The following is a 19,427-nucleotide window of genomic DNA, read 5'->3' on the forward strand; positions in this document are numbered from 1 at the left end:
CTTTGCTATGGTTGTTGCAGGCTTCGACAACGATTGGTCATGAAGTTGTCATGACCGAACGGATTTCATGGAAAAACTGGAGAAAAAAATGAAAAGCTTTATGTCTCGTGCCGCGTTGGCCGGTCTGTTGTTGGGCGCTTCGATGCTGGCAAGCGCCGCGACGCCGGCGCCCAAAGGTGCAGAAGTGTTCATCGTTTCCCCGGAAGACGGCGCCACCGTCAGCCAGGAATTCAAGGTCAAGTTCGGCGTCAAGAACATCGCCCTGGCCCCGGCGGGCGATGTGACGAAAAACACCGGTCATCACCATTTGCTGATCGATGTCAAAGACCTGCCAGAGGAAGGCGCACCGATTCCGACCGACGCCCACCACATGCATTTCGGCAAGGCGCAGACCGAAGCCACTATCAAACTGGCTCCAGGCAAGCACACCTTGCAATTGATCCTGGGCGACAGCGGCCACATGCCGTTCGACCCGTCGATTGTCTCCGAAAAGATCACCGTGAACGTGAAGTAACGATACCCGGCAAAAAAAACGGGAGCCCTTTTCGGGGCTCCCGTTTTTTTTTCGCAAGCCAAACCTCGACTTGCAGTCAACTTCCTAGAACAGCACGCGGCAACGAATGGTGCCGTTGATGTGCTGCAGCTTCTCTTGCGCCAGGTCTGAGTATTCGGCATCGACATCGATCACGACGTAGCCGACTTTCTCGTTGGTCTGCAGGAACTGACCGGAAATATTGATGCCGTTTTCGGCGAAGACCTTGTTGATCTCGCTCATCACACCCGGAATGTTCTCGTGGATGTGCAACAGGCGGTGCTTGCCAGGGTGAGCCGGCAGGGCCACTTCCGGGAAGTTCACCGACGATACCGAGGTACCGTTGTCGCTGTACTTGACCAGTTTTTCCGCCACTTCCAAACCGATGTTGGCTTGGGCTTCAGCGGTGGAACCGCCGATGTGCGGAGTCAGGATCACGTTGTCCAGGCCACGCAGCGGGCTTTCGAAGATGTCGTCGTTGGAGCGCGGCTCCACCGGGAATACGTCGATGGCAGCGCCGATCAGGTGCTTGTCCTTGATCGCTTCGGCGAGGGCGTCGAGCTTGACCACGGTGCCGCGTGCGGCGTTGATCAGGATCCCGCCTTTCTTGATGGCACGGATTTCCTTCTCGCCGATCATCCACTGGGTGGCAGCGGTTTCCGGCACGTGCAGGGTGACGATGTCGGACATGCCCAGCAACTCGTGCAGGTTATTCACCTGGGTGGCGTTGCCCAGCGGCAGCTTGGTCACGGTGTCGTAGAAGAACACCTGCATGCCCAAGCCTTCAGCCAAGACGGACAGTTGCGTGCCGATCGAGCCATAGCCGACGATGCCCAGCTTCTTGCCACGGATTTCGAAGGAGTTGGCCGCGCTCTTGATCCAGCCGCCACGGTGGCAGGAAGCGTTTTTCTCAGGGATGCCGCGCAGCAGCAGGATCGCTTCGGCCAGCACCAGCTCGGCAACGGAACGGGTATTGGAGTATGGCGCGTTGAATACCGCGATACCGCGCTCACGGGCTGCGTTGAGGTCGACCTGGTTGGTGCCGATGCAGAAGCAGCCGACCGCGACCAGTTTCTTGGCGTGGTCGAAGATCTCTTCGGTCAATTGGGTACGGGAGCGAATGCCGATGAAGTGAGCATCGGCAATCTTTTCCTTGAGCAGGGCTTCCGGCAGAGAACTGGTGATGTACTCGATGCTGGTGTAGCCCGCCGACTTGAGGACGTCGACAGCCGATTGGTGGACGCCTTCGAGAAGAAGGAACTTGATCTTGCTCTTATCGAGAGAAGTCTTGCTCATCTGCGTAAACCTGTGTCCCGGAGAAAAATGGCAGGGAATCGGGCAGCATAGGCTGGCCCGACCGGCATGACAGCCGTCGCCGCAGAACAGCCGTTGGGCACTACGTTGCGGGGTCGGTATGCTAGCATATGCCCCCCGCAAACACCCATTCCTGCGACGTGAAGCGTTCTCAGGATGACCATGAATTGTTCGAGAGTTCTGTCGATGACCAATCCTGCCGTGATAGATGAGCTGAAGACCCTGGTTGAGCCTGGCAAGGTCTTGACCGACGCCGACTCACTGAATGCCTACGGCAAGGATTGGACCAAGCATTACGCACCCGCACCGACAGCTATCGTTTTCCCCAAGACCACCGAACAAGTCCAGGCCATCGTGAGCTGGGCCAACGCGCACAAAATCGCCCTGGTGCCATCGGGCGGGCGCACCGGGCTTTCCGCTGCCGCCGTGGCGGCGAATGGCGAAGTCGTGGTGTCATTCGACTACATGAACCAGATTCTCGACGTCAACCTGACCGACCGCACCGCCGTGTGCCAGCCGGGCGTGGTAACCAAACAATTGCAGAACAAGGCCGAGGAACACGGCCTGTACTACCCGGTGGACTTCGCCTCGGCGGGTTCAAGCCAGATTGGCGGCAATATCGGTACCAATGCCGGCGGGATCAAGGTCATTCGCTACGGCATGACGCGCAATTGGGTGGCGGGCATGAAGGTCGTCACCGGCAAGGGCGACGTGCTGGAGCTGAACAAGGACCTGATCAAGAACGCGACCGGCTACGACTTGCGGCAGTTGTTCATTGGCGCCGAGGGCACGCTGGGCTTCGTGGTCGAAGCCACCATGCGCCTGGACCGGGCGCCGAAAAACCTCACTGCCATGGTGCTCGGCACGCCGGACTTCGACTCGATCATGCCCGTGCTGCATGCCTTCCAGGGCAAGCTCGACCTGACCGCATTCGAATTTTTCTCCGACAAGGCCCTGGCCAAGGTCCTCGGTCGCGGCGACGTGCCCGCGCCGTTCGAAACCGATTGCCCGTTCTACGCCCTGCTGGAATTCGAGGCCACCACCGAAGAGGTCGCCAACCATGCGCTGGAAACCTTCGAGCACTGCGTCGAACAAGGGTGGGTGCTGGACGGCGTGATGAGCCAGAGCGAAACCCAACTGCAGAACCTGTGGAAACTGCGCGAGTACATCTCCGAAACCATTTCCCACTGGACGCCTTACAAGAACGACATCTCGGTAACCGTCTCGAAGGTTCCGGCATTCTTGCGGGAAATCGATGCAATCGTCGGCGAACACTACCCGGATTTCGAAATCGTCTGGTTTGGCCACATCGGCGACGGCAACTTGCACTTGAACATCCTCAAGCCGGAAAACCTGAGCAAGGATGAGTTCTTCGCCAAGTGCGCAACCGTGAACAAATGGGTCTTCGAAACCGTGGAGAAGTACAACGGCTCGATTTCCGCCGAGCATGGCGTGGGCATGACCAAGCGTGACTACCTGACCTACAGTCGCTCGCCGGTGGAGATCGAATACATGAAAGCGGTAAAGGCAGTCTTCGACCCCAACGGAATCATGAACCCGGGCAAGATCTTCGCGGTTTGACCCTTATAAACACCTGATGAAAATCCAAAGGCAGGAGTCGGTTATGAGCTATCAGCACCAGTATGTCGACGGTACGCGTATTCATTTCCCGATCGGGAAAGTGGTGTGCATTGGCCGCAACTATGCCGAGCATGCAAAGGAACTGGATAACCCGGTACCCACCGAGCCGTTGCTGTTCATCAAGCCAGGCAGTTGCGTGGTGCCGCTGGAAGGCGGTTTCAGCATTCCCACCGATCGCGGTTCGGTGCACTACGAGGCGGAAATCGCCGTGCTGATCGGCAAGCCTCTGTCCACCCGGCCCAGCGCCGAAGAAGTGCTGGACGCAATCTCCGGCTTCGCTCCGGCCCTGGACCTGACCCTGCGGGACAAGCAAGCCGAGCTCAAGGACAAGGGGCTGCCCTGGGAAGTCGCCAAGTCTTTCGACGGCGCGGCAGTGATCGCCCCGTTCGTATCGAAGGACACCTTCGCCGACCTGACCGACATTCCCGTTCGCCTGGTCATCAATGGCGAAGTGCGCCAGGACGGCAACAGCAGCCTGATGCTCAACCCTATCGTGCCGATGATCCAGTACATGGCCGGCTGCTTCTCGCTGCAGGCCGGCGACGTTATCCTCACCGGTACTCCGGCGGGCGTCGGACCACTGAACGTGGGCGATGAGCTGGTGCTGGAGCTGCCAGGCGCGAGCCGCTTCGAGAGCAGCGTTCGCTAACGGCAACACCTTGTATCTGGCGGGAGCGAGCCTCCCGCAGATAGCAAAGCCACCGCGTTAACCATTTTTTCACATGCCATCCGGATAATTCTCGGGATTGCGGCATCTGAGCCTGCCAATCCCTCGCCGAATTTCTGGAATGCATTCCTGATGGCTGACACCCAAGCCCTGCCCGCCCCCTCGATCACTCGTCCCGCGCGCCTCAAATTGCCTCGGTATGCCTGGCTGTTGCTGGCGACAATTGCCCCTTACACCTTGGCATTCGCAATGCACTGGGATGACCGAGGCTTGCTTTGGGTATCGGAACGCTTCAAGAGCCAAGACCTGCGCCAGGACAGTATTTGGCTCCCTGAGTATCGCGCTGTCATCGATGCCAAGGCGCTTCTTGGGATGGAGGAAGATGAAGCATCCGACCTGACCTATAACCCACAAACCAAGACCTTGTTTACGGTCATGGGCAAACATCCGTCTCTGGTGGAGCTGACCCTGCAAGGAGACGTGCTGCGAAAAATCCCCTTGGTGGGCTGGGCCAACCCAGAAGGGGTGAGCTACATGGAGAATGGACTGCTCGCCATCATCGACGAGCGAAAGCACAGCCTGTCGATCGTTCAGGTGGATGCCAATACCCGCGAATTGAACTTCAACGCCCTCCCTAATTACGATCTGGGTTCGTCAAAAAATCAGAACAAAGGATTTGAAGGCATCGCGTGGGATCCCCGCAATCGACAATTGGTGCTGGGCGAAGAACGTCCGCCTGCTTTATTCACCTGGAAAAGCGACGGCAGCCCATTGCTCAAGGGCGACAAACAGATCCATGCCAGCAATGAACTGGACCTGCGCAATCTCTCCGCCCTGGCGGTCGATCCTCGCACGGGCCATACCGCATTGCTGTCAGCCGACTCTCATTTGTTGCTGGAACTCGATCAACAGGGCGAACAGATCAGCTTCATGACGCTGCTCGGTGGCTTCAACGGGCTGAAGGACACCATCCCCCGTGCAGAAGGCGTCGCCCTTGATGAGGACGGCAATCTTTATATGGTGAGCGAACCGAACCTGTTCTATCGGTTTGAGAAATCACGCTGATAGCAAACGCTGTAAGGTAATTCATCCATCGCTGTAGGATGTGGCAGTCGGCCATTAAGCTTCAGTTCAGGCAGTCGTGGTATTTCCAACCACCTGTTCTTATCGAGCTCATCTCACATGCGTCGACTCGCCCGTCCCAAGTTCCTGATCCTGTTGCTGCTGATCGTGTTGATTACGCTGATCGCAGCGGGCCAGTACCTGCGTCTGTTCGAGCGCGCCTGGTTCAACCTGAATACCCTCTGGCACCCCGTGAGTGAACAGGTCATCTCACTGGATCAATATCAGGTCACGCTTGAAGGCCAGGTAATCGAAGGCTTGGACGCAGACGTTTCGGCGTTGACGTTTGATCCGAGCCGCAAAAGCCTGTTCACCGTCACCAACAAGAATGCCGAGCTGATCGAGTTGTCACTGGATGGCAAGATATTGCGGCGCCTCGCCCTGATCGGGTTCGGCGATCCGGAAGCAGTGGAATTCATCAGCGAGAACATTTACGTCATCACCGACGAGCGCCAACAGCGACTGATCAAGATTCACCTGGAGCAAGACACGCGATTCCTCGACGCAGCCGACGCTGAGCAAATGACGCTTGGCGTGCACATGAGCGGCAACAAAGGCTTCGAAGGCCTGGCTTACGACTCGGTGGGCAAACGGCTATTCGTGGCCAAGGAGCGCGATCCGATGCTGATTTATGAAGTGCACGGCTTTCCCTACCACAATCCAGAGAAGTCCTACGCAGTCCACGTCATCAACAATCCCAAGCGCGATGCCGGATTATTTGTGCGCGACCTCTCCAGCCTGCAATACGACGAGCGCAGCGGCCATTTGCTGGCACTGTCCGATGAGTCGCGGTTGATTATCGAATTGGATATCGATGGCCGGCCGTTGAGCACGCTGTCGTTGAGCAAGGGGCGCCACGGCCTGCAGGACACCATCCCCCAGGCCGAGGGCCTGGCGATGGACGACGACGGCAATTTGTACGTGGTGAGTGAGCCGAACCTGTTCTATGTGTTCAAGAAACCGCAGCTCGACTAATAGGAAAAAATCCTCTCACCACAACTGTGCCTGTCACTACTTCGGATCAGGCCTTGAGGGTCTTCACCCCTTCACTGGTCCCCAGCAGCAGCACATCCGCCGGGCGCGCAGCGAACAAACCATTGGTGACCACGCCGACGATGGCGTTGATCTGGCGCTCCAGCTCTTCTGGATCGGTGATTTGCAAGTTGTGCACATCCAGGATGATGTTGCCGTTATCGGTCAACACGCCTTCGCGATACACCGGATCTCCGCCCAGTTTCACCAGCTGACGGGCAACGTGGCTGCGGGCCATGGGGATGACTTCCACCGGCAGCGGAAACGCTCCGAGCACCGGCACCAGTTTGCTGGCGTCGGCGATGCAGATGAACGTCTTGGCCACCGCCGCAACGATTTTCTCGCGGGTCAGGGCTGCGCCGCCGCCCTTGATCAGGTTCAGATGCTCGTCGCTTTCGTCAGCGCCATCGATGTAGAACTCCAGGTCGCTCACGGTGTTGAGCTCGTACACCGGGACCCCATGGCCTTTCAGGCGTGCGGCGGTGGCTTCGGAGCTGGCGACCGCGCCGTCGAACGCACCTTTGTGCTGCGCCAGCGCGTCGATGAAGCAGTTGGCCGTGGAGCCGGTGCCGACCCCGACGATGCTCTTGTCATCCAGCTTTGGGAGGATGAAGTCGACGGCGGCCTGGGCCACGGCCTGTTTGAGTTGATCCTGGGTCATGCGGGCTCCGAGGGTGCCGAGAGGGAACGAAAGGCCGGCATTATAGGCGTAGAAACCGTGGCGAGGGAGCTTGCTCCCGCTTGAGTGCGAAGCGCTCATCGCTTTTTCTGGGGCCGCTGCGCGACCCAGCGGGAGCAAGCTCCCTCGCCACGGGGGTTTCTGTGCTCAAAGTGCCTTAATTCGTGTGGTCGCCTGGCCAAAAGCCGGGTTAGACTCCTTGGCCTTGCCCAACCCGCCCAGTGATGCTTTCCGATGCTTGAACAGTACGTCAAAAAGATCCTCACCTCGCGCGTTTATGACGTTGCCGTAGAAACCCCGCTGCAGACCGCCCGCCAGCTCTCCGAGCGGCTGGGCAACGATATCTGGCTCAAGCGGGAAGACTTGCAGCCGGTGTTCTCGTTCAAGATTCGCGGGGCCTACAACAAGCTGACCCAGCTCAGCGATGAAGAACGCGCACGGGGCGTGGTCACCGCGTCGGCGGGCAACCATGCCCAAGGCCTGGCACTGGCGGCGAAGGTCTTGGGGGTCAAGGCCACCATTGTCATGCCTAAGACCACCCCGGAAATCAAGGTCGAGGGCGTGCGTTCCCGTGGCGGCAAAGTGGTGTTGCATGGCGACTCGTTCCCCGAGGCCCTGGCGTACTCGTTGAAACTGGTCGACGAAAAAGGCTACGTCTACATCCATCCCTATGACGACCCTCACACCATTGCCGGGCAGGGCACGGTGGCGATGGAAATCCTGCGCCAACACCCAGGGCGCCTGGACGCGATATTCGTCCCGGTGGGCGGTGGCGGGTTGATTGCCGGGATTGCGGCCTACGTGAAATACCTGCGCCCCGAGATCAAGATCATTGGCGTCGAGCCGGATGACTCCAATTGCCTGCAAGCGGCCATGGCCGCGGGCGAGCGCGTGGTGCTGCCGACGGTGGGCCTGTTCGCCGATGGCGTTGCCGTGGCGCAGATCGGCCAACACACCTTTGATATCTGCAAGCACTACGTGGACGAAGTGATCACCGTCAGCACCGACGAGATCTGCGCGGCCATCAAGGATATCTACGACGATACCCGCTCGATCACCGAACCCGCCGGCGCCTTGGGCGTGGCCGGGATCAAAAAGTATGTCGAGTCGCGGGGCGTCAGCGGCCAGACCCTGGTGGCCATCGATTCGGGCGCCAACGTCAACTTCGACCGCCTGCGTCACGTCGCCGAGCGCGCCGAGCTGGGTGAAGGCCGCGAAGCGATCATCGCCGTGACCATCCCCGAGAAGCCGGGCAGCTTCAAGGCGTTCTGCGAAGCCATCGGCAAGCGCCAGATCACCGAATTCAACTACCGCTACAACACCGGCAGCGAAGCGCACATTTTCGTTGGCGTGCAGACGCACCCGGAAAACGACCCGCGCAGCGCGCTGATCGCCAGCCTGACCGAGCAAGGCTTTCCGGTGCTGGACCTGACCGACAACGAACTGGCCAAGCTGCACATCCGCCATATGGTCGGCGGCCATGCGGCCCATGTCATCGACGAGGTGGTGCTGCGCTTCGAATTCCCGGAACGCCCGGGAGCGCTGTTCAACTTCCTCAATAAACTGGGCGGGCGCTGGAACATCTCCATGTTCCACTACCGCAACCATGGCGCGGCGGATGGCCGTGTAGTCGCCGGACTGCAAGTGCCACATGATGAACGCCACCTGGTGCCGGCAGCCCTGGAGGAAATTGGCTACCCGTATTGGGACGAAAGCGATAACCCCGCGTATCAGCTGTTTCTTGGCTGAAGGGCTACGCTCAAGGACATCGGTCTAAGGAAACATCCATGGAAACTCTGCTGACCTTGAAAATCCTGCACGTCGCGGCCACCGTCGTGCTGCTGGCCTGCGGTGTGAGCCTGGCCGTCGTGGCCTGGCGCAAACGCAGCGAGGGCCCCGCCTATACGCTGCGGCGGCCCTGGCTATTCGCCTGGGGCGTGATGTTGATCGGCATGCTGAGCATGCCGTTTACCGGATGGTGGCTGGTTCATCTGGTGGGCTGGCCGCTTGGGCAAACCTGGCTGCTGGGTTCCAGCGTGATCTATACCGTGGCGGCGCCCTGCGCCATTTGGCTGCTGGCGCGGCTCAACCGCCTGCGCATGGGCAACGGCGGCGGCAGTAGATTTACCTTGGCGCTGGCAATCGTCGGTGGTGTCGGCTTCCTGTCCATTGCCGCGTTGATGGGCGCCAAGCCGGTTTAACTGACAGGGGCTGTCATGAAGATTCTGTTGGTGGGTGGCAGTGGATTTATCGGCGGCCACCTGCTGCGAGCGCTGCACGGCGCCGGCCACTCGATCATCGCAACCCGTCGTGAACCCGAGGCTTCAAGCTGGCCGGGGGTCGAATGGCGGCAGCTGGATCTCGGCTTGCTGGCAGCCGAGCCGGCCCATTTTGCATTCCCCGACGACATCGACCTGCTGATCAACGCAGCCGGCCTGCTCAGCGTCGACACCCTGGCGTTGAGCCTGGTCCAGGACCGCGGCGCTCGGGCGCTGTTCGATCAGGCCTCACGTCGAGGCGTACGGATTCTGCAGATATCCGCGCTGGGCGCGAGCGCCCAATCCGACGTGCCGTTCCTGGCGAGCAAAGGCCTGGCCGACGAGTATCTGTCCGGGCTGGACGGCCCATCGGTCATCCTGCGGCCTTCGTTGGTAGTAGGACCGGGTGGCACCAGCAGCGACTGGCTGGCGGGCCTTTCGCCGTGGCCGTTGATTCCCTTGCTGGATCTTAAGGCGCGCATCCAACCCGTGCACATCGACGACCTGGCGGGCGCGGTGCTCGCCCTGCTGCGGCAATGGCCGAGCGAATCCGTAGTGTTGCCGCTGGTGGGGCCCGAGCCAATGAGCCTGGCACAACTCATTGATCATCTGCGAGCCGCGCAGGGTTGGGCACCGGCGCGCTACCTCAAGGCGCCTGCGCTGTTGATCCAGGTTGGCAGCCGGTTGGGGGATCGGTTCGGCTGGCGGGCCTTGAACGGGCAAAGTGTGGTTCTGGCGCAACGGGACAATCTGGCCGACCCAGGCGTACTCGCGTCGGTATGCGGCTATCACGCCGCCCCGGTGCAGACTCGCTTGCAGCAATGGCCAACGGTCGCCCAGAGCAGCCTGCGGGCCTTGCGTCCATTGATGCTGGCGGTCCTGGCCTTGATCTGGCTGGGGACCGCCGTGGTGTGCCTCGGCCCGGGTTACGATTGGGGCTTGCGCATCATGGCCGAAGCTGGCGTACACGGCGCTTGGGCGAAGCTTGCGGTGGTCAGCGGCGCGCTGTGTGACGGCGTGCTGGGCGTGGGCATGCTGCTCAAGCGTTGGCGTCGCCAGGCCTTGCTGCTGCAGTTGGGTCTGATGGCGGGCTATACGCTGTGCATCAGTTTCATCCTGCCGCACTATTGGTTCGACCCTTACGCGGCTGTCGCCAAGAATCTGGTATTGATCGTCGCAACTTTATGGCTGCTTTGGACTGAGCCCCGCCGATGAGCATGTATCTGCTGCTGAAAACCCTGCATATCCTCTCCTCCACCGTTCTGTTCGGCCTGGGCGCGGGTTCGGCCTACTATGCGCTCCGGGCCTGGCGCAGCGGCAAGGTCGAAGTCATTGCCGTCACCTTCAAGCATCTGGTCTTCGCCGATTGGGCGTTCACCGCCACCACCGCGGTATTTCAACCGCTGAGCGGGCTGGCCCTGATGCATGTGGCCGGCTGGCCACTGCAACAGAGCTGGTTGATGTGGAGCATCGGCCTTTATTGCTTGGCGGGCGTCTGCTGGCTGCCAGTGGTCTGGTTGCAGATCCGCGTGCACAAGATGGCTGAACAAGCCTTGCGGGACGGCACGCCCATCCCGATCAAGGCCACGATCTACATGCGCTGGTGGTTTGCGCTGGGTTGGCCGGCCTTCTTGGCGTTCATGGCAATTTTCTACTTGATGGTGGCCAAGCCTGCGTGAGAGGGATCAGCCGCGCAGGCTGATCACCGGCCAACCCCGTCGCTCGGCCTCGGACCGAAGATTCGGATCCGGGTCCACAGCCACCGGATGCATCACCGCCTCCAGGAGCGGCAAGTCGTTCATTGAGTCGCTATAGAAGTAGCTGTCGTCGAGCGAATACCCGGTTTCTTCCAGCCAACGGTTCAACCGGGTCACCTTGCCCTCGCGAAAGCATGGGATGTCGGTGCTGCGCCCGCTGTAGCGCCCGTCGATCATCTCGCACTCGGTGGCGATCAGCGTTTCGACCCCCAGGCGTTCGGCAATCGGTGCGGTGACGAAGCGGTTGGTGGCGGTGATGATCACCAATTTGTCACCGGCGTCGCGGTGTTTTTTCAACAGTTCGATGGCCTGGGGCAGCACGATCGGCTCGATGCAATCGCGCATGTAGTCCAGATGCCACTGTGCCAGCACTTCCATCTCGGTACGGCCAAGGATTTCCAGGCAGAAATTCAGGTACGCGGCGTTGTCGAGCTTGCCGGCCAGGTAATCCTGGTAGAACTCGTCGTTGCGCGCCTTGTACGTGACGGCATCGAGGAATCCGCGTTCGCACAGGTAATCGCCCCAGGCGTGATCGCTGTCGCCGCCCAGCAGCGTGTTGTCCAAGTCGAATAAAGCCAGCCGCATTGCAGTTACTCGCTGAAAATTCTGAAGAAAGGCGCTCAGAATACGGACTTTTCACAAGAGTGCACATAAGGTAGGAAGGCTCGTTGCTGCTTTCACAACCTTTGTGGAACAATGCGGCGACATGCGTTTGCGAGGTTGTTGCCGTGATCGATCCCGATGGTTTCCGTCCCAATGTGGGGATCATTCTTACGAATGATGCTGGGCAGGTGCTATGGGCACGCCGTATCAATCAAGACGCCTGGCAGTTTCCCCAGGGTGGGATCAATCCTCAGGAGACGCCGGAAGAGGCTTTATACCGCGAGTTGAATGAAGAAGTGGGGCTTGAGCGAGAGGATGTCGAAATACTCGCCTGCACCCGAGGCTGGTTGCGCTATCGTTTGCCGCAACGCCTGGTCAGGACACACAGCCAACCGCTGTGCATCGGCCAGAAGCAGAAATGGTTTCTCCTGCGCCTGATCTCCAACGAGCAGCGGGTGCGGATGGATTTGACCGGTAAACCGGAGTTCGATGGCTGGCGCTGGGTCAGCTATTGGTATCCGTTGGGCCAGGTGGTGACATTCAAGCGCGAAGTGTATCGACGCGCTCTCAAAGAGCTTGCCCCGCGCCTGCTGACGCGCGACTGACGACGGAGTTCGACCCCGAGCCATGCTCAATACGCTGCGCAAGATCGTCCAGGAAGTTAACTCCGCCAAGGATCTCAAGGCGGCGTTGGGCATTATTGTATTGCGCGTCAAAGAGGCCATGGGCAGCCAAGTCTGCTCGGTCTATCTGCTTGATCCCGAGACCAACCGCTTTGTGCTGATGGCCACCGAAGGCTTGAACAAGCGCTCCATCGGCAAGGTCAGCATGGCCCCCAACGAAGGCTTGGTCGGCCTGGTCGGCACGCGTGAAGAACCCCTGAACCTGGAAAACGCCGCGGATCACCCGCGCTACCGCTACTTCGCCGAAACTGGCGAAGAACGCTACGCATCGTTCCTCGGCGCGCCGATCATCCACCACCGCCGTGTCGTCGGCGTGTTGGTCATCCAGCAGAAGGAACGCCGCCAGTTCGACGAAGGTGAAGAAGCCTTCCTCGTGACCATGAGCGCGCAACTGGCTGGGGTAATCGCCCACGCCGAAGCCACGGGTTCGATCAGCGGCCTGGGTCGCCAGGGCAAGGGCATCCAGGAAGCCAAGTTCGTCGGCGTCCCAGGCTCCCCCGGCGCGGCGGTGGGTACCGCGCTGGTCATGCTGCCGCCCGCCGACCTCGACGTGGTGCCAGACAAGACCATTTCCGACATCCCGGCCGAGCTGGGCTTGTTCAAGACCGCCATCGAAGGCGTGCGCGCCGACATGCGCACCCTGTCGGCCAAGCTGGCGACGCAGCTGCGCCCGGAAGAGCGCGCGCTGTTCGACGTCTACCTGATGATGCTCGACGACGCGTCCCTGGGCAGCGAGGTGACCACGGTCATCAAGACCGGCCAATGGGCCCAGGGCGCGTTGCGCCAAGTGGTGACCGACCACGTCAATCGTTTCGAACTGATGGACGATGCCTACCTGCGCGAGCGCGCTTCCGACGTCAAGGACCTCGGCCGCCGCTTGCTCGCCTACTTGCAGCAGGAACGCCAACAGACGCTGGTCTATCCCGACAACACGATCCTGGTCAGCGAAGAGCTGACCCCGGCCATGCTCGGCGAAGTGCCTGAAGGCAAGCTGGCGGGGTTGGTCTCGGTTTTGGGTTCGGGCAACTCCCACGTGGCGATCCTCGCCCGGGCCATGGGCATTCCCACGGTGATGGGCGTGGTGGACCTGCCGTATTCCAAGGTCGACGGCATCCAGATGATCGTCGATGGCTACCACGGCGAGGTCTACACCAACCCCAGCGACGTGCTGCGCAAGCAGTTTGCCGATGTGGTGGAAGAAGAAAAGCAACTCTCCCTGGGCCTGGATGCGCTGCGGGACCTGCCCTGCATCACACTCGATGGCCACCGCATGCCGCTGTGGGTCAACACCGGCCTGCTGGCCGATGTGGCCCGGGCGCAGAAGCGTGGTGCCGAGGGTGTGGGCCTGTACCGCACCGAAGTACCGTTCATGATCAACCAGCGCTTCCCCAGCGAAAAGGAACAGCTGGCGATCTACCGCGAGCAATTGTCCGCGTTCCATCCGCAGCCAGTGACCATGCGCAGCCTGGACATCGGCGGCGACAAATCCCTGTCCTATTTCCCGATCAAGGAAGACAACCCCTTCCTCGGCTGGCGCGGGATCCGCGTGACGCTCGACCATCCGGAAATCTTCCTGGTCCAGGCGCGCGCCATGCTCAAGGCCAGCGAAGGCCTGAACAACCTGCGCATCCTGTTGCCGATGATCTCTGGCACCCATGAGCTGGAAGAGGCCCTGCACCTGATCCACCGGGCCTGGGGCGAAGTACGCGACGAAGGCACCGACGTACCGATGCCACCCGTCGGCGTGATGATCGAAATTCCGGCAGCGGTGTACCAGACCAAGGAATTGGCGCGGCAGGTGGACTTCCTGTCCGTCGGTTCCAACGACCTGACCCAATATCTGCTGGCCGTGGACCGTAACAACCCACGGGTAGCGGACTTGTATGACTACCTGCACCCGGCCGTGCTGCAGGCTCTACAGAACGTCGTGCGCGACGCCCATGCCGAAGGCAAGCCCGTGAGTATCTGCGGCGAAATGGCCGGCGACCCGGCGGCAGCGGTGCTGCTGATGGCGATGGGCTTCGACAGCCTGTCGATGAACGCCACCAACCTGCCGAAAGTGAAGTGGATGCTGCGCCAGATCAACCTCAGCAAGGCCCAGGAGCTGCTGGCGGAGCTGATGACCATCGATAACCCGCAAGTGATTCATAGCTCCCTGCAGTTGGCGCTGAAGAACCTCGGGTTGGCGCGGATGATCAATCCGGCGTCGAACAAAACACTTTAGATCCTCCAGCGAGCGTCTGTGGCGAGGGAGCTTGCTCCCGCTGGTGGGCGAAGCCCGCCCAAAAAGCTTTGGGGCTACTTCGTAGCCCAGCGGGAGCAAGCTCCCTCGCCACGGATTATCGCCGGCATAAAGCGAGCAGCTCCACTTCTCCCAAATGCCCCCCATGCGGCCCGAAACTGCGCTCCACTAAATGCCGCGTCCCATCGGCATGAACAATCAATGCCGTACTCGCTCGCGTCCCGTAGGCCGGGCTGGCAATGAACACACTCGACAGCAGCATCTCCGTCGCCAATCCCACCCCGGTGTCCGGTAGTTCGGCCATGGGCGCGGGCTGTGGATCATTCAGCAGTGCCAGCAGCGCCTGGGGTTGCGGATCGTCCAGCACCTCGACCAGCGCCGCCCGGGCCTTGAGCAATTTCGGCCAGGGTGTGTTCAGCCCAGCGTTAGACAGGCCATAAACCCCTTCAGCCAACTGTTGTGGCCGGGTATCCCGGGCGTTGTAGTGCCACAGTTCGGCGCCATCACCGAGCAGCAGGTTGAAACCACCATATTCGCCGGCACGAGGCACGACTTCGCTCAAATAATCGCCAATCGAAAGACTTCCGGTCAGGAACCGCGCCACCAACTCACCGCGCGACTTGAATGCCGGCAGTTGGCCCGGGTCGCGGATGTTGGTCAGCGCGGCAAAGCGCCCCTGCGCGCCGACACCGAGCCAGGTGCCGCCAGCCTCCAGGTCACGCCCGGCATATACGTGGGGTGCGTCAGACCATTGGGCCAAGGGCTGGGTTGGACGAGCGTAGAACTCGTCGCGGTTGGCCGCCACGATCAGCGGCTGGGAGTGGCCGGGGCGCCAGGCAAATACGATCAGGCACATCAGGTTGTCCTGTTTAAGAATGAAGCTGAACGACACTGCTTTTGTGGCGAGGGGACAGCGATCATTAGCCACTCTACCCATACATCACTAACGCATCCATCGCCTTCAGTGGAGCCAGATGCCATTGATCCGTTACCATGCCGCTCTTATTTTGGTACGGGCGAGGAGACGCTGGTGGAATTTCTGCTCTATCTGCTGCTCGGCGCCTGTGCCGGCGTACTGGCCGGGTTGTTCGGCGTGGGCGGCGGGATGATCATCGTCCCGGTGTTGGTCTTCAGTTTCACCTTGCAGGGTTTCGACCCGCAAGTATTGACGCACCTGGCCGTAGGTACTTCCCTGGCATCGATCATCTTCACGTCGGTAAACGCCGTGCGCGAGCATCACCGCAAAGGGGCGGTGCGCTGGCAGATTTTCACCTGGATGACCGTTGGCATCCTGGTCGGCGCCGGTTTCGGCGCGATCACCGCCGAAGCGATTTCCGGTCCGCACCTGCAAAAGATCATCGGGGTGTTCGCCATGCTCGTCGCCGCGCAACTGGCCTTGGATTTCAAGCCCAAGGCCAGCCGCACGGTACCGGGCAAGGTCGGGTTGTCCCTGGCCGGCACGGTGGTCGGCTGGGCCTCGGCGATTTTCGGCATCGGTGGCGGCTCGCTGACCGTACCGTTCCTGACCTGGCGCAGCGTGCCGATGCAACAAGCGGTGGCGACTTCGTCGGCGTGCGGGCTGCCCATCGCCCTGGTCAGTGCGTTAAGTTTCATGATTCTGGGGTGGCAGGATCCGTTGTTGCCGCCCCATAGTCTCGGTTTTGTGTATTTGCCGGCGCTGCTGGGCATCGCCCTGACGAGCATGGTCTTCGCCCGTTTCGGCGCGCGACTGGCCCATCGCCTGTCGCCGCGCTTGCTCAAGCGGCTGTTCGCCGCTTTGCTGTTCGGCGTCGGCTTGAGTTTCCTGCTCTGACGCAATCCTGGCTTAATCCCGAGGTGGCAGCGTCGCCCGGGTATTTTTGACATTCACGAGGAATATCAATGCTGCCTTACCCGCAGATCGATCCGGTTGCCCTGGCCATCGGCCCGCTGAAAATCCACTGGTACGGTCTCATGTACCTGATCGGTATCGGTGGCGCCTGGTGGCTGGCCTCGCGCCGGCTCAACCGGTTTGATCCGACCTGGAACAAAGAGAAGCTTTCGGACCTGGTGTTCTGGCTGTCCATGGGCGTGATCGTCGGCGGACGCCTGGGCTACGTATTGTTCTACGACCTGAGCGCCTACCTGGCCAATCCGACACTGATCTTCGAGGTATGGAAAGGCGGCATGTCCTTCCATGGCGGGTTCATCGGCGTGATGCTCGCGGCGCTGTGGTTCGGCAAGCGCAACAACAAATCGTTTTTCGAACTGATGGATTTCGTCGCGCCAATGGTGCCGATCGGCCTGGGTGCCGGGCGCATTGGCAACTTCATCAACGCCGAGTTGTGGGGCAAGGCGACGGACGTGCCTTGGGCAATGGTCTTCCCCCCGTTCAGCGACCCGGCGCAGTTGCCGCGCCACCCGTCGCAGCTGTACCAGTTCGCTCTCGAAGGCGTGGCACTGTTCCTGATCCTCTGGCTGTTTTCGCGCAAGCCGCGACCGACCATGGCGGTGTCAGGCATGTTTGCGCTGTTCTACGGGATCTTCCGCTTTATCGTTGAATTCGTCCGCGTCCCCGACGCCCAGCTCGGCTATCTGGCGTGGAACTGGCTGACCATGGGCCAGGTGTTGTGCCTGCCGATGATCGTTGGTGGCCTGGCACTGATCTGGCTGGCCTATCATCGCGCTCCGGCTGCGGCGGCCAAGGTTTAAAATTCGGACCCCGGGGCGCTGGCCTCGGGTTCAAGGACACAGGTATCCCATGAAGCAATATCTCGATCTGGTGGCCCACGTCATCAAGAACGGCACCAGGCAAGCCAACCGCACCGGTGTGAACACCATCAGTTTTCCCGGCGCGATGCTGCGTTATGACCTGAAAGAAGGTTTTCCGGCCATCACCACGCGCAAGATGGCTTTTAAATCGGCCATTGGCGAAATGTGCGGTTTTCTCCGTGGTGTGAATAACGCCGCTGAGTTCCGCGCCTTGGGCTGCAAGGTCTGGGACCAGAACGCCAACGAAAACGCCCAGTGGCTGGCCAACCCGTTCCGCCAGGGCGAAGACGACCTGGGCGAGATCTACGGCGTGCAATGGCGCAAATGGCCGGCTTACAAGCAGATCCCGCTGAGCAACCCGGCGGCCATCGAGCAGACACTGGCCCAGGGTTACCGGCAGATCGCCGAAGGCAAAGAAAACGGCCAGGCCTATGTGGTGCTGTACAAAGCGATCGACCAGGTTCGCCAGTGCGTCGATACCATCATCAAGGACCCGGGCAGCCGGCGCATCCTGTTCCACGGCTGGAACTGCGCCCAGCTCGATGAAATGGCCCTGCCACCGTGCCATCTGTTGTACCAGTTCCACCCGAATGTCGAGACCAAGGAAATCTCCCTGACCCTCTACATCCGCTCCAATGACCTGGGCCTGGGCACGCCGTTCAACCTCACCGAAGGCGCCGCGCTGCTGAGCCTGATCGGTCGCCTGACCGGCTACACGCCGCGCTGGTTCACCTATTTCATTGGCGATGCCCACGTCTACGAAAACCACTTGGACATGCTCAACGAACAGCTCACCCGCGAGCCGTTCCCGATGCCCAAACTGGTGATTTCCGAGCGCGTGCCGGAGTTTGCCAAGACAGGCGTGTACCAGCCTGAATGGCTGGAGTTGGTGGAGCCGAGCGATTTCTCTCTTGAAGGCTATCAACACCACGCGCCGATGACCGCGCCGATGGCGGTCTAGAAACACGACTATTGATCGCTTGTATGGTAGGACTTGAAGGGAGGAGGAGGGACAAGGCTCGATTCTGACTGTTGACGCAGTACAGACCGTGGGAGATTTCGCCCCTCCTCCTTTCACCTAAGCGCCGATAAAGAATGCATCTGGCTAGACCGACGATAGGAACAAGCCTGCGCCTCTGGGTGAGCCCTTCAAGTGCTCAAACCTTATCTCGGAGGAAATCCTATGGCAATGCCGGTCTCTTTATCAAAACCGATCGTGGGTGTGGATGTCGCCAAGAATGAATTGGTGATTTATCAGGCCGATAGCGATCTGCTTGAAGAGATCCCTAATACCAAAACATCCATCAAGCAGTGGCTGAAGGCCTTGCCATGCCCCGTGTCTATTGCCATTGAGGCAACCAACATCTACCACCTGGAGTTTGCTGATCTGGCCTATGAGGCCGGTTGCACGATTTACATGGTGGGCGGCTATGAACTCAAACATTACCGCGAAGGCGTGAAGATCCGCGCTAAAACCGACGCCTTGGACGCCAGGCTGCTGGCCCGTTACCTGAAAAACGAAGCCGAGGAGTTGCGCCCATGGACCCCGCCCTCACCGCTGTACCGCCAGCTCCTGAGCCTTTTCCGCCGTCGCGCAGCCTTGGTCCAGGCCAGGGTCGGCCTAGTGCAGAGCTGGTCGAATGAGCCGCTGCTCAAGGCGGCTTTTGCCGAACAAATAAAGTCCATGCAGCGGCTTGAAACGATGATCGAAAAGACGATCAACGATCAGCTCAAAGAAGCCGGTTTGCTCGGTCAACTGAAGCGCTGCCTGAAAGTTGAGGGCATTGGATTTCTAACCGGAGCACGCTTGCTCACGGCGTTTCAGCGGGGGGAATTTAGCAACGCGGATGCGTTTATCGCCTTTCTGGGCATGGATCTGCGGGTATCGAAATCTGGGCAAAAGGACGGTCGCCGCAGCTTGACCAAGCGCGGAGACCCCGAAGCCCGCCGGCTTTTGCACAATGCAGCGATGTCGGCTAGCCGTACAAAAGCCTGGAAACGGTTTTACGAAGCCCAAAGAGCTCGAGGCTTCAGCACCACTCAGGCGTTGGTAATGCTGGCTCGCAAGCTTGCTCGGGTGGTATTCGCCTTGCTGAAAGGGCAAAGCGAATATCAGCCAAAAGCCAGTTGAGGGCTTTCCCTCAAC

19 protein-coding genes are annotated in these 19,427 nt (G+C 60.3%); 15 read left to right on the plus strand and 4 right to left on the minus strand.

All coding sequences use genetic code 11. From position 1 onward, the window contains the following. Positions 1-88 precede the first annotated feature (88 nt). Positions 89-514 (plus strand): DUF4399 domain-containing protein, encoded by a 426-nt coding sequence (locus J3P95_RS24205; protein WP_434559340.1) that lies wholly within the window; start codon positions 89-91, stop codon positions 512-514. 84 nt (positions 515-598) lie between these two features. Here J3P95_RS24205 and serA read toward each other — a convergent pair whose 3' ends face one another. Then, complete coding sequence (gene serA / locus J3P95_RS24210) at positions 599-1,828, minus strand: phosphoglycerate dehydrogenase (RefSeq protein ID WP_434559342.1); 1,230 nt, start codon at positions 1,826-1,828, stop codon at positions 599-601. Between the two features lie 204 nt (positions 1,829-2,032). Between serA and J3P95_RS24215 the strand changes: the two genes are divergently transcribed. The 4 genes from J3P95_RS24215 (at position 2,033) to J3P95_RS24230 (ending at position 6,251) form a co-directional block, all read left to right on the plus strand. Next, complete coding sequence (locus J3P95_RS24215) at positions 2,033-3,427, plus strand: FAD-binding oxidoreductase (protein ID WP_434579448.1); 1,395 nt, start codon at positions 2,033-2,035, stop codon at positions 3,425-3,427. Positions 3,428-3,470: 43 nt separating this feature from the next. Then, positions 3,471-4,136: a fumarylacetoacetate hydrolase family protein gene (locus tag J3P95_RS24220; protein WP_434579447.1), complete on the plus strand. Its 666-nt coding sequence runs from the start codon at positions 3,471-3,473 to the stop codon at positions 4,134-4,136. A 150-nt stretch (positions 4,137-4,286) separates the two neighbouring features. Continuing rightward, the gene (locus J3P95_RS24225) at positions 4,287-5,219 is read left to right on the plus strand and encodes an SdiA-regulated domain-containing protein (protein ID WP_434559346.1); all 933 of its coding nucleotides are present in this window, start codon (positions 4,287-4,289) and stop codon (positions 5,217-5,219) included. Between the two features lie 117 nt (positions 5,220-5,336). Next, positions 5,337-6,251 carry an SdiA-regulated domain-containing protein gene (locus J3P95_RS24230; protein ID WP_434579446.1) on the plus strand — a complete coding sequence of 305 codons (915 nt, stop codon included), beginning with the start codon at positions 5,337-5,339 and terminating at the stop codon, positions 6,249-6,251. Positions 6,252-6,297: 46 nt separating this feature from the next. On the opposite strand, the gene rpiA is transcribed toward J3P95_RS24230, so the two are convergent. Continuing rightward, on the minus strand, positions 6,298-6,969 hold the full coding sequence (gene rpiA, locus J3P95_RS24235) for a ribose-5-phosphate isomerase RpiA (protein WP_434559350.1): 672 nt from the start codon (positions 6,967-6,969) through the stop codon (positions 6,298-6,300). Between the two features lie 252 nt (positions 6,970-7,221). On the opposite strand from rpiA, the gene ilvA reads away from it, so the two are divergent. The 4 genes from ilvA to J3P95_RS24255 are packed head-to-tail and all read left to right on the plus strand — an operon-like array spanning position 7,222 to position 10,924. Then, complete coding sequence (gene ilvA, locus J3P95_RS24240; protein WP_434579445.1) at positions 7,222-8,736, plus strand: threonine ammonia-lyase, biosynthetic; 1,515 nt, start codon at positions 7,222-7,224, stop codon at positions 8,734-8,736. A gap of 38 nt (positions 8,737-8,774) precedes the next feature. Further along, positions 8,775-9,188, plus strand: a complete 414-nt coding sequence (locus J3P95_RS24245; protein ID WP_434559354.1) for a DUF2269 family protein — start codon at positions 8,775-8,777, stop codon at positions 9,186-9,188. A gap of 15 nt (positions 9,189-9,203) precedes the next feature. Then, the gene (locus tag J3P95_RS24250; protein ID WP_434579444.1) at positions 9,204-10,460 is read left to right on the plus strand and encodes an SDR family oxidoreductase; all 1,257 of its coding nucleotides are present in this window, start codon (positions 9,204-9,206) and stop codon (positions 10,458-10,460) included. Next, positions 10,457-10,924 carry a DUF2269 family protein gene (locus tag J3P95_RS24255; protein WP_434579443.1) on the plus strand — a complete coding sequence of 156 codons (468 nt, stop codon included), beginning with the start codon at positions 10,457-10,459 and terminating at the stop codon, positions 10,922-10,924. Before J3P95_RS24250 ends, J3P95_RS24255 begins: the two co-directional genes overlap by 4 nt. Before the next feature lie 6 nt (positions 10,925-10,930). Here J3P95_RS24255 and J3P95_RS24260 read toward each other — a convergent pair whose 3' ends face one another. Then, on the minus strand, positions 10,931-11,587 hold the full coding sequence (locus tag J3P95_RS24260) for an HAD family hydrolase (protein WP_434559360.1): 657 nt from the start codon (positions 11,585-11,587) through the stop codon (positions 10,931-10,933). Between the two features lie 143 nt (positions 11,588-11,730). On the opposite strand from J3P95_RS24260, the gene J3P95_RS24265 reads away from it, so the two are divergent. Further along, complete coding sequence (locus J3P95_RS24265; protein ID WP_003186867.1) at positions 11,731-12,210, plus strand: RNA pyrophosphohydrolase; 480 nt, start codon at positions 11,731-11,733, stop codon at positions 12,208-12,210. Between the two features lie 22 nt (positions 12,211-12,232). Then, the gene (gene ptsP, locus J3P95_RS24270; RefSeq protein WP_434559362.1) at positions 12,233-14,512 is read left to right on the plus strand and encodes a phosphoenolpyruvate--protein phosphotransferase; all 2,280 of its coding nucleotides are present in this window, start codon (positions 12,233-12,235) and stop codon (positions 14,510-14,512) included. Positions 14,513-14,627: 115 nt separating this feature from the next. Here the strand turns inward: ptsP and J3P95_RS24275 are convergent, their stop codons facing one another. After that, the gene (locus tag J3P95_RS24275) at positions 14,628-15,386 is read right to left on the minus strand and encodes an NRDE family protein (RefSeq protein ID WP_434579442.1); all 759 of its coding nucleotides are present in this window, start codon (positions 15,384-15,386) and stop codon (positions 14,628-14,630) included. A 174-nt stretch (positions 15,387-15,560) separates the two neighbouring features. Here J3P95_RS24275 and J3P95_RS24280 point away from each other — a divergent pair, with 174 nt between their 5' ends. The 4 genes from J3P95_RS24280 to J3P95_RS24295 all read left to right on the plus strand — a co-directional run bounded on the left by J3P95_RS24280 (position 15,561) and on the right by J3P95_RS24295 (position 19,412). Then, complete coding sequence (locus tag J3P95_RS24280; RefSeq protein WP_434559366.1) at positions 15,561-16,343, plus strand: sulfite exporter TauE/SafE family protein; 783 nt, start codon at positions 15,561-15,563, stop codon at positions 16,341-16,343. Positions 16,344-16,411: 68 nt separating this feature from the next. Beyond that, positions 16,412-17,221 carry a prolipoprotein diacylglyceryl transferase gene (gene lgt / locus J3P95_RS24285; RefSeq protein WP_434559368.1) on the plus strand — a complete coding sequence of 270 codons (810 nt, stop codon included), beginning with the start codon at positions 16,412-16,414 and terminating at the stop codon, positions 17,219-17,221. 49 nt (positions 17,222-17,270) lie between these two features. Further along, positions 17,271-18,242 (plus strand): thymidylate synthase, encoded by a 972-nt coding sequence (locus J3P95_RS24290; protein WP_434579441.1) that lies wholly within the window; start codon positions 17,271-17,273, stop codon positions 18,240-18,242. Positions 18,243-18,464: 222 nt separating this feature from the next. After that, entirely contained in the window at positions 18,465-19,412 is a 948-nt protein-coding gene (locus tag J3P95_RS24295) for an IS110 family transposase (RefSeq protein WP_434578380.1), read from the plus strand. Positions 19,413-19,427 lie beyond the last annotated feature (15 nt).

The sequence above is a fragment of the Pseudomonas sp. Z5-35 genome (assembly GCF_051131945.1).
Taxonomy (GTDB): Bacteria; Pseudomonadota; Gammaproteobacteria; order Pseudomonadales; family Pseudomonadaceae; genus Aquipseudomonas; species Aquipseudomonas marvdashtae.